Source organism: Anaerolineae bacterium, from assembly GCA_016931895.1.
Classification (GTDB): domain Bacteria; phylum Chloroflexota; class Anaerolineae; order 4572-78; family J111; genus JAFGNV01.
In genome coordinates, this window is sequence record JAFGDY010000284.1 from 1 (window position 1) to 10,510 (window position 10,510).

8 protein-coding genes are annotated in these 10,510 nt (G+C 53.1%); 7 read left to right on the forward strand and 1 reads right to left on the reverse strand.

Annotated features, from left to right (window positions below; all coding sequences use genetic code 11):
- On the forward strand, positions 1-377 hold a 377-nt coding region (locus JW953_21680), incomplete at its 5' end, for a hypothetical protein (protein MBN1995314.1).
- 5 nt (positions 378-382) lie between these two features.
- Entirely contained in the window at positions 383-2,005 is a 1,623-nt protein-coding gene (locus tag JW953_21685; GenBank protein MBN1995315.1) for a glycosyltransferase family 39 protein, read from the forward strand.
- An 8-nt stretch (positions 2,006-2,013) separates the two neighbouring features.
- Here the strand turns inward: JW953_21685 and JW953_21690 are convergent, their stop codons facing one another.
- Positions 2,014-3,183 carry a response regulator gene (locus tag JW953_21690; GenBank protein MBN1995316.1) on the reverse strand — a complete coding sequence of 390 codons (1,170 nt, stop codon included), beginning with the start codon at positions 3,181-3,183 and terminating at the stop codon, positions 2,014-2,016.
- A gap of 213 nt (positions 3,184-3,396) precedes the next feature.
- Between JW953_21690 and JW953_21695 the strand changes: the two genes are divergently transcribed.
- The 5 genes from JW953_21695 (at position 3,397) to JW953_21715 (ending at position 10,151) form a co-directional block, all read left to right on the forward strand.
- Positions 3,397-6,513, forward strand: coding sequence for a GAF domain-containing protein (locus JW953_21695; GenBank protein MBN1995317.1), 3,117 nt, complete (start codon positions 3,397-3,399; stop codon positions 6,511-6,513).
- Between the two features lie 33 nt (positions 6,514-6,546).
- Positions 6,547-7,581 carry a phosphate acyltransferase PlsX gene (gene plsX / locus JW953_21700; GenBank protein ID MBN1995318.1) on the forward strand — a complete coding sequence of 345 codons (1,035 nt, stop codon included), beginning with the start codon at positions 6,547-6,549 and terminating at the stop codon, positions 7,579-7,581.
- Positions 7,562-8,827, forward strand: coding sequence for a beta-ketoacyl-ACP synthase II (gene fabF / locus JW953_21705; GenBank protein MBN1995319.1), 1,266 nt, complete (start codon positions 7,562-7,564; stop codon positions 8,825-8,827). Before plsX ends, fabF begins: the two co-directional genes overlap by 20 nt.
- Positions 8,828-8,845: 18 nt before the next feature.
- A complete protein-coding gene (locus tag JW953_21710; protein ID MBN1995320.1) occupies positions 8,846-9,571 on the forward strand; it encodes an NERD domain-containing protein in 726 nt (241 codons plus the stop codon).
- 154 nt (positions 9,572-9,725) lie between these two features.
- Positions 9,726-10,151 carry a ferritin-like domain-containing protein gene (locus JW953_21715; GenBank protein MBN1995321.1) on the forward strand — a complete coding sequence of 142 codons (426 nt, stop codon included), beginning with the start codon at positions 9,726-9,728 and terminating at the stop codon, positions 10,149-10,151.
- Positions 10,152-10,510: the final 359 nt, after the last annotated feature.

Genomic DNA, 10,510 nt, shown 5'->3' on the forward strand with positions numbered 1-10,510 from the left:
CCGAACAACCTCCGGCCCCTGATCAACCCCAGCCTCCCGCCGACCAACCGCTCCCAGCGACATCCACCGACGAACCTTTACCAGAACAACCGACCGGCGAGCAACCAGTCCTTGAACCCACATCCCCTCTATCTATGCCCTTCCCAGAATCATTGATTCCCAATAATGATTCAGTGGAAGCCGCGCCGGAGCAGGAGGCCGACCCTGATGCGACCAATCTTGTTTTGGATGAGGCGGAATTCATTGACACAATCATAGTGGGGGGGGCGTACCTGTGGCGCTGCTGCGGCGTCTTCATTATCTTGCTAATCCCACTATTATTTCTACTCCTGTACATTCGCGGGCGCAGCAAAATTATCCAAGAAGAGGATTTTTAATTTAATTGACGGCTGAAAACCCTGCCTTTCCCCCCCTAAAATCAACAAAAGCGACCCTATGGCTGCTGCTCATTACCTGGGTCGCTTTTTTGGTGCGCGCGATTAACCTGGCTACCCAAAGCCTGTGGCGGGATGAAGTGGACGCCATTCACTTCTCCAGTTGGCCTTTGCCAGAACTGATCGCCGGTTTGTTTCGGGCCGGACATAATGGCCCCCTTTTTTTCCTACTGCTTCGCCCCTGGCGCGCTCTCACCAGCGATACCGAATTTGCCCTGCGTTATCCGGCAGCCTTGCTGGGAACGCTGGCCGTGCCGCTGGGGTTTATTCTGTCCCGCCAATTGGGCTTGAGCCGGGTGGTAGGTTTACTGGGCGGATTACTGCTGGCCACCTCGCCCTACCTGGTTTGGTATGGACAGGAGGCCAAAATGTACGCCCTGCTCCTGGTTCTGGTAACGCTGGCTTTGACCGCCTATCTCAAGGCGCTCACCGGGGCCAGGCTGCCCCCTCCTCTACCCCAACAAAAATGGTTATGGTGGGTTGTTTTTGTTACCGCCACCACCCTCTCCTATTACACGCACATCTTATCCCCCTTGATGCTGGCCGTTTACGGCGTCATCGTTATCTTCTACCATGCCCATTGGCGGCAGCATTGGCGTGGTTGGTTAATCAGTATGGCTTTGTTGACCCTTCCGTACCTGCCCCTAGCCTTGTGGCAAATACCTCTTTTGGGGGCAGGGTTCCAGAGCGGCCATCCTTTTTATCCTCTGCAAAAAGAGTTTTATCTGCTCTTGCAGTTATATAGCAGCGGCCTGGTTCCTTTTGCCCCGGCTGACGCGCTGGTCCGGTTCAGCGCCACTCAAAACCCCTCAGCGCCCTTGTGGCTGGCCGGGTTGAAATTTTTCCGCAGTCCGGCCATGGGCTTAATGCCCATCATTCTACTTGTTTTTCTCTGGCTATGCGGCCTGTTTCTGGACATAGAAAAAAACTCAACCCTAAAGGCCCGCGCCATCCTGGCCGTTTGGTCCCTGCTGCCGCCGCTCATCGTTTATTTCATCTCGCTGCGAGTAGCCGTTTTTGAAGACCGCTATCTCATCTACATTGTTCCGGCCTTTTATCTACTGGTGGCGGATGGCTTGGGGCTGATTTGGCGGCACTCGCGCCGGTTGGTGGGTATCTGTTTGATTTTGGTGCTGGGCATCAATTTGACCGGCCTGTGGCAGCAACAACACCGCCCCCTCAAGGCTGATTTTCGCGCCGCAGCGGTCTACCTGTCCAACCAGTCCCCTCCCCCTTCAGCCATTATGGTTCAGATTCCTTACCTGCAACATACCTTCAATTATTATTACCATACCAACTATACCCTTTTGGAAGGGCTTTGGACCAACGACGACAAAACCGAAGCTACCGTTGATGCTGAAATGACCAAGCTGACCGCCGGCCTGACCGACCTGTGGCTGGTTGTTTCTGAAGAGGAGTTATGGGACAACCGGCACTTGACCCGCGCCTGGCTCAACAAACATGCTCACTTGGTTGACGAAGCGCATTTTATGCGGGTTGACGTGTATCATTACCAAATGCGCCCTGGCACCATTGAGGTTCAGGGCGCAAAGTTTCCTGCGGCAAAATAGCAAAATTATCAAACAGAAACCGGCGCGGGCAAGGTAAAGCTAAAAACACAACCCCGGCCAGGCACGCCCTCGCTTTCAACGCCCACCTGACCATCAAGCTTTTCCACAATCCGCCGCACAATAGACAGCCCCAACCCATGCCCTTTGGCCCGTACCTGATCCAGCCGGGTAAAGGGCGTAAACAGGCGGGCTTGCTCGGCCGGGGTAAGGCCAGGGCCATTATCGCGCACCCAAAAACAGACCATGCCGTTGGTAGGGGCGGACGCGCCAAGTTCTATCCGGGGGGGACGTCCGCCATATTTGATGGCGTTACTAAGATAATTGGTCCACACCTCCTCAATCCAGGGGCCATAACCCAGCGCCACCGGCCAATCATCAGGCCCGATAATCTCGGCCTGGGATTCATCAATGATATCGGCTAAACGCCGTTGGCTCTCGGCCACAAGCTGCCCCATATTCAGGAGGAGTTTCGGCTCAACTTCTTGTTGGCGAACGCCGGCCAGTAACAACAATTCCTCAATAATGTTGCTCATCTTGCGGCCCGTTTCAATAATGTTCGACGCGCACATCTCCGCTTCTTCAGCCGACATGGTGCCATAGCCCTCTTTCAACAGGCCAGCATAACCCGTAATCAGCGATAACGGACTTTGGAGGTCGTGCGCCACCGTATGGGCAAAAGCGTTCAATTCTTCATTACGGGCCTGTAGCTCAAGCGCATGCTGCTGTAAAGATTCTTCAGCCTGCCGTTTGGCATCGGCCAGGCGCTGCCGGTAAACAACCTGCTCAATGACCACCGGCAATAATTTAAGGTATCCCCGGCGCATATCCTTAACAATATAATCACCCGCCCCCAGCTTCATGGCCATCACCGCGGTCTGCTCGTCGCCGCTGCCGGTCAGCATAATGGCCGGCGGCAAACTTCCCTGTTTAACCAGGGCGCCTAAAACCTCCAGCCCATTGTAATACGGCATTTTGTAATCAACCACAATAACATCGTGGAGGGTTGGATCAAACATGGCCAACCCTTCCTGGCCGTCACGGGCAACATCCACGGCATAACCGGCCAACTCTAATCTTCTCTGAAAAAGACGCGCCAAACCAGCCTCATCTTCCATATAAAGAATACGGATTTTTTTCGATTCGTTGTTCCCTGTCTGCTGTATGTCATTGAGCGTCATAGATACTTGCTCCTTGGTGTTGATTTTCCCATATCCTATATCGCAAAATATTGCGCCATCGCAAAATATAGCGCCGGATAACCTCATTATATCATAAAGCAGGCCAATAGAGTCCAAAAAAATTAGGTAAGTTGTCCTAAAGATTGTCAGGCTGCCCCATCCCTGGTATACTTAGGCCGTTAGAAAGCAAACTCTTAGGGTAGGGGGTGGCCTATGAAGATAGAATTAACCAAGCTTGAACTGCCGCTTTCTGTCTGGCAATCCTTACATTGGATAGACAATTTACTTGGCCAAGCCCTGCCGTGGGACAAACGCCTGGAAGAGATCAGCCACATTCTCATTGACGCCCTGAAGGTGGAGGCGATCTGGCTACTCACCGTCAAACCCCTCTCGCCCACCGCCTGCGGATTGGTCCGCACGCCCCTGGCCACCGCCCCTGAAGCCAAAGTCCAACTCATTGATAAAGTGCCATCGTTGGAAGAGGATTGGCCCAGCCCCAATAGTTTATTGTGCCAGGTCATCGCCGAGAAAAAACCTTGTTTCATGCAACCGCAAGAAGCCGCCATGATTCAAACCGACTCCGACCTGGGCGATGCTTTCTTTCACACCCTCAATACCATCCCCGCGGCCATTGTACCGCTGGTGGCGGCGGATCAGCCGGTAGGCGCTTTGATCATTGGCGATCACGGCCCCCAGGCAGCTTTATCAGAGAAAACCCAACACCTGCTTGCCTACCTGGGCGAACACGTAGGCGCAAATCTGTACAACGCTTACCTGGTAGAGCACTCCCAGCGTCACGCCGGCGCTTTGCGCGGTTTGAACTCAATTGCTCAGACCATTACATCGAGCCTGAACATAGACGAGGTACTTCAGAGAACCATGGCCGGCATTAACCACATCTTGGAGGTAGAAGCCGGTTCCCTGCTGCTGGTGGACGAAGAGACCAATGAACTCTACTTTAAGATCACCCTGCGCGGCGAAAACAGGCAAATTACGGCCTACCGGCTTCAACCGGGCGAAGGCATTGCCGGTTGGGTAGTCGCCAACAACCGGCCGGTCATTTCAAACAACGCCCAGGCCGACAAACGTTTTACCCCCAAAATTGACCAGGCCATTGGCTTTACCACCAATACGGTGCTCTGCGTTCCCCTTATCGTGCACGGCAAACCGATTGGGGCGCTGGAAGTGATTAATAAACGTCGCGGCTCCTTTAACAAAGACGACCAGGAATTATTGATCTCAATGGCGGCTTCGCTGGGTATAGCCCTGAAAAATGCCGACCTGTATCAAGAAGCGCAAGCGCGCGCCCGGCGCACGGAAATGATCAATCAAGTTACCTCAACCATTAACACCGGTCATGGCCTATCAGAAACAGGAAAACTCATCCTGGCCCAGTTCAGCCAGTTGCTTCGTTTTGACCATATCAGCATCTCTATCCTCGACAAGGCCAAAGAAAACATCCGGCAGTGGGTTTTTACCGAGCACGGCAGCCTGGAATACACAAAATCAGTGATCCCGGCCACCGGCTCGCTCCTGGCCCAGGTGATAAAAAACAACCAGCCGCGCCTTGATCAGAATCTGGCGGATTTGCCCCCAAACAGCGCCCCTTTCCCGGACGACCAAATCCTGCGCGAAGAAAATATCAAATCCAGAATAGCTATCCCCCTCACCACCGAAAAAAGTCCCTATGGCCTGCTCAATGTAGGCCACCGGCTACCCGGCGTATATGGGCCGGCCGAACTGCACCTGCTGGAGCAACTCATGCCACAAGTGGCCGTGACCATTGAAAAAAGTTGGCTGATCCACATGATGGAACAGCACAACCTTGAATTGCGCGGCCTGAACCACCTGAGTGAGATGCTGTTTGCCACCACCAATTTTAAGGTTATCATTGATACCGCCGTTAGCATGCTGCCCCGCCTGCTGCCCGGCGATGTGCAAGGTGTAATGATTGCCCAAAAAGAGGGGGCTTACCTGGGCGTAGTCGTGCCCTTTGATTTTAGCCAAACAGACTGGGTGATAGCCGATATAATGGACACCTTTAACCAAATCAGTGAAAATGACGTGTCGCCCCCCTTAGTTTACGCCAAAAGCCTGGCCGGCAATATCCCGGTGCCGCCGGATTGGCAAGCCGTTTCCGTTTTCCATCTGCCCATCCTGACCCGTCTGGGCACGTTGGGCCTCATCTACGTGGCCTCGGCCCAAAAAGAAAATTTAGGCGACCAGGTATGGCGAACCTTCTCCCTTACTGCGGCCCAAATTTCTGCGGCGGCTGAAAACGCCTATCTTTTTCAGCAAGTGGAGCAAGAACGGGCGCGCCTGGCCGCCATTCTGGCCAGCAGCACCGACGCCGTGCTGGTGGTTAACCGGGATGGGCAAATTGTGCTGGACAATCCAACCGCCTGGCAGGTGATGGGCGTTTCAGAATCGCAACAGGGGAAACCTTTGGCCCAAAACACCAGCAACGAACCGCTGGTCACACTCTTTGCCAGCGCCATGTCAGGCGGCAATCCTACCGGCGAAATTCCACTGCCGGACAATCGCACCTTTTATGCCAACCTATCGCCGGTAGCTGTAGGCGAAGCGGGCGTGATTGGCTGGGTAGCCACCATGCAAGATGTCAGTCACTTTGCCGAACTGAGCCAACTGAAAGACGAGTTTGTCAGCACGGTTTCCCATGATTTACGCTCCCCTCTCTCGGCCATTTTAATTGCCACCAACTTAATTCCCCAAACCGGCCCAATCACCGGGCAGCAGCAAGAATTATTGACCACCATTGAGGATCGCGTTGACGACATCCGCCACCTCATTGATGCCTTGTTGGATGTGGGCAAAATTGAAGCCGGGATTGATATGGATATTGAGCCGTGCCAATTACCTCCCCTGCTCGATGAAGTGACCGGCTCTCTCACCCCTCAAGCTAACCATAAGTCTATTCAACTGAACCATAAATTGAGTGAAGATTTATTGCCCGTTATGGCCAACCCCACCCGTATCCGCCAAGTTTTGCACAATCTGATTGACAACGCCATCAAATACACCCCCCCTGGAGGACAGGTTACGGTTAAAGCCTTTCAGCAAGAGCAAGAAATCCGCATTCAGGTGATTGACACCGGCATCGGCATCCCGGCGGCCGACCAGCCCCACGTTTTTGAGAAGTTCTATCAAGTCAAGGAAAGTCAGGCAGTTGGGCTGAGAGGCAGCGGCCTGGGCCTGGCCATTACCAAAAGCATTGTTGAAAAATGCGGCGGGCGCATCTGGCTAGAAAGCGTGCCCGGCAAGGGCAGCACCTTTACCGTAGCTTTGCCTGTCTATCTGGATATGTTATAATCCCCTTCATCTTCACAAGGAGACCTGACCTGTATGAAAATCGTTCTGGATGCAATGGGCGGCGATGATGCTCCAACCGAAACAGTGCATGGGGCAGTGTGGGCCGCCCGTGATTTTGACCTGACCATTCAATTGGTCGGCCAGCCCGACATACTTGAGGCCGAACTGGCCAAACACAATACCACCGGCCTGGATTTACCCATTATTCCGGCCAGCCAGGTGATTGAAATGCATGAACCGCCTTCAACGGCGGTAAAAAATAAAAAAGACGCTTCCATGGTCGTCGCCCTCCGGTCCCTAAAGGCGGGCGAAAGTGACGCCTTTGTTTCTGCCGGAAATTCAGGCGGGGTGCTGGCCGCGGCTTTATTTGGCCTGGGCCGCATCAAGGGCATCAAACGCCCGGCGCTTAGCACTATCTTTCCTAACGACTCCGAATACGGCTATAATTTTTTGCTTGACGTGGGGGCCAACACCGATGTCCGTCCTGAATACCTGCTGCAATTTGCCCTGATGGGCAGTTTATATGCGGAACGGGTCATGCGCATCCCTAACCCCCGGGTAGGGCTGTTATCAACCGGCGAGGAAGAAGACAAGGGCAGCCTGCTTACGCAAGAAGTGACGCCTTTATTAAAGGCCAGCCACCTTAACTTTATTGGCAATGTAGAAGGCAAAGATGTGCCGGCCGGCGTGGCCGATGTGATTGTGACCGATGGCTTCACCGGCAATATCTACGTAAAGGGAGTGGAAGGCGCAGCCTGGTTGATTCTGAAATTCCTCAAACAAGAAATAAAGGCCCGCCCCCTGGCCATGTTGGGGGCTGTGCTGGCCCAGGGCGCGCTGCAAGCTTTACGGGTAAAATTGGATTACCGCGAATTTGGCGGCGGCCCGTTGTTGGGCGTTAATGGGGTAGTCATTGTGGCGCATGGTCGCTCCGATGCTTACGCCATCCGTAACGCCATCAGAGTAGCCAAACATGCGGCCCAAAATAACATTGTGCAAGCCATTGAAAGTGGCCTCAATGAGCTAACCGTAGGAATAGGTGAACCCGTTGCCGCACCTTCAGCCTGACCGACAGCGGGTGGTTGTTACCGGGCTGGGGGCCATTACGGCCCTGGGCCATTCCGTAAGTGAAACATGGGAGCGGTTGGTCAAGGGACAATCGGGCATTGGCCCGATCACGCTGTTTGACGCCACCGCGTTGGCCACCCGTTTTGCCGGCGAGGTAAAAAATTTTGACCCCCGGCAATATGTCCCGGCCAAAGAAGTCCGGCGGATGGCTCGCTGTTCCCATTTTGCCCTGGCGGCGGCGGCGCAAGCGGTTGAGCATGCCGGCTTGCCATACCCCTTTGGCGATGACCTGGCCGAAAAAAGCGGCGTGCTGCTGGGCACAGCCATGGGCGGTTTTGATAAAGCAGAACAGGGCTTAAAAGATTATTTGGAGAAAGGGCTAAATAAAGTAAACCCTTTTTCACTGCCGGCGGCCTTACCTAATCTGTCAACCTTTCACGTTTGCGTAAAGCTCAATGCCCAGGGTTATACCAATACCACGGCCACGGCTTGCGCCGCCGGCAATATTGCCTTGGGCGAAGCCGCTGAAGTGATCAAACGGGGGCGCTGCGCCGTAATGATTGCCGGGGGAGTGGAGGCGGCCATTACCGGCACCACCGTGAACGGTTTTACCATTATGCGGGCGCTTTCCACCCGCAACAACGAGCCGTCGCGCGCCTCGCGCCCGTTTGACGCCACGCGCGATGGGTTTGTTTTGGGCGAAGGCTGCGCCATTTTTGTGTTAGAACGATTGGATCACGCCCTGGCCCGCCAGGCGCATATTTATGCCGAAATTTTAGGCAGCGCCCACTCATCCGACACCTACCATATTGCTGCGCCCGATCCAGGCGCCAGAGGGGCTATTCGGGCGATGGCCTGGGCGCTCAAAGACGCGGGGGTGGAGGTCAATCAAATTGATTACATTAATGCCCATGGCCCCAGCACGCCTCTGGGCGACGCCGCCGAAACTTACGCCATCAAGGCCGTTTTTGGCGAACGCGCGTATCAGATTCCGATTAGTTCCACCAAAAGCATGCTGGGACATTCTTTTGGGGCCGCCGGCGCCATTGAGGCGTTGGCCTGTATCAAAACCATCGAAACCAACACCATCCATCCCACCATCAATTACCACACCCCCGACCCGACCTGCGATTTGGATTACGTGCCTAACCAAGCGCGTCGCCAGCAGGTGGATATCGTACTTTCCAACTCTTTTGGCTTAGGGGGACAGAATTCATGTTTGGTGTTAGGCCGGTATAAGGATTAAAAAACCAGGAGCAATTGCATGAGAGCCATAACCAATACCGAAATCATTGAAAAACGCAGTAAATGGGCCAAACGCATCGCCCCACTGGCAATGTATACCCTGCTGGGCGGCTTTATTTTAAACTTGATTGACCTCTTCAACGCCGAGGCGCCCCAATATACCAGCCTCACGTTTCTGCTGTTAATGGTTGGTTTTGTGCTGGCCATTATCAGCTCGCACATGGTCAATCGTTGGGTGCGAGAGCCGCGCGCCGACCAGGTTTTGAGCAGCACGCTTAAAAAATTTGGCAACGACTTTATCCTGTTCAACTATATCACCTCGCCGCCCCACATTTTGCTCACCCCGGCTCACCTGTATGTCTTGGTCGTCAAGCGGCACAGCGGCCAGGTTACGGTAAACGGTAAACGATTCACCCGCAAATTCAGTTGGAGCCGCGTTTTTAGATTCTTTGCCGATGAGGGCCTGGGCGCGCCCGTAGCAGAGGCAGAAAATGAGGCCGGCCGGCTCTACAAACTGCTCAACAAACACCTGAGCGCCGAAGAAATGCCGGAAATCACGGCCTTGATTGTTTTTGTGGATAATAACGTTGAGCTGACAGTGAACGACCCGGTTATCCCCGTGATGCGCAGCAATGAACTGAAAACTTATTTACGTGAGCAGGATAAACAGAGAACTATCCCAGCCGCCCTGAAAAATACTCTGGTAGAAATTATTGGCGGTGAGCGTCAAACGTCGGGGAAGTGAGTTGTTGGATTGAGGCCAGGGCATTGCCTCCGTAATTTGATTTCAGGAGAGAAAATGCCTGTAGCCTAACCCCATAAATTGCATCTGATTAAGGTAGTGGTAAAATTGGGTAAACGAAACCTATATTAATCATTTTAAAAACAAGGAGATACAAATGGATAAACAAACACTGATCAATCACTTAAATGAGGACCTTGCCGGTGAGCTAGGCGCTATCATTCAATACATCACCTATGCGGCCAAAGCAACAGGGCCGTATCGTCCTCAACTGGCGGCATTCTTTTTAACCGAAGTAGCCGATGAACAAATGCATGCTCAGTTTTTGGCAAATAAGATTGTGGCTCTTGGCGGGGAGCCAACCACTACCCCGGCTCCCGTTCCCCCGGCCAAAACAAACCGCGAAATGCTGGAAGCCGTGCTGGCCGCAGAAATACAAGCGGGTAAGGATTACACGCAGCGAGCGCAAGAAGCGGAAGATTTTGGCGATAAGGGATTAGTGGTTCAGCTTGAAGATATGGTTCGGGATGAAATGGGACATTCCGAAGAAACAGAACGGATGTTACGCGACTGGCCTGTTTGATCTTGGTGACAATTTACTTGCTGATTTCTTTAACCAAAGTGAAGCAAGCCGATAAGGGATGTGACTCTGGCAAGCTGACCGCTGCTTTAGAAAGGTACAAATATTCTTTATCGGCTTGTTTTTTTAAGACGGTCTTACCAGCAAGAAGTTGGCTATCACTCAACCTCAACAGCAACATATTTTTCAGAAAGCCAACCAGCGGGAGTTATACTGAGATTAATTTGAAACCGTTACTTTCAGTAACAATGGTGGATATGTCATTTCGACCGAAGGGAGAAATCTCCTCGAAACCGTACCTTTAGAAGGAGATTTCTCGGCCTATGGCCTCGAAATGACATTCAGCTTGTCGCTTAACAAAA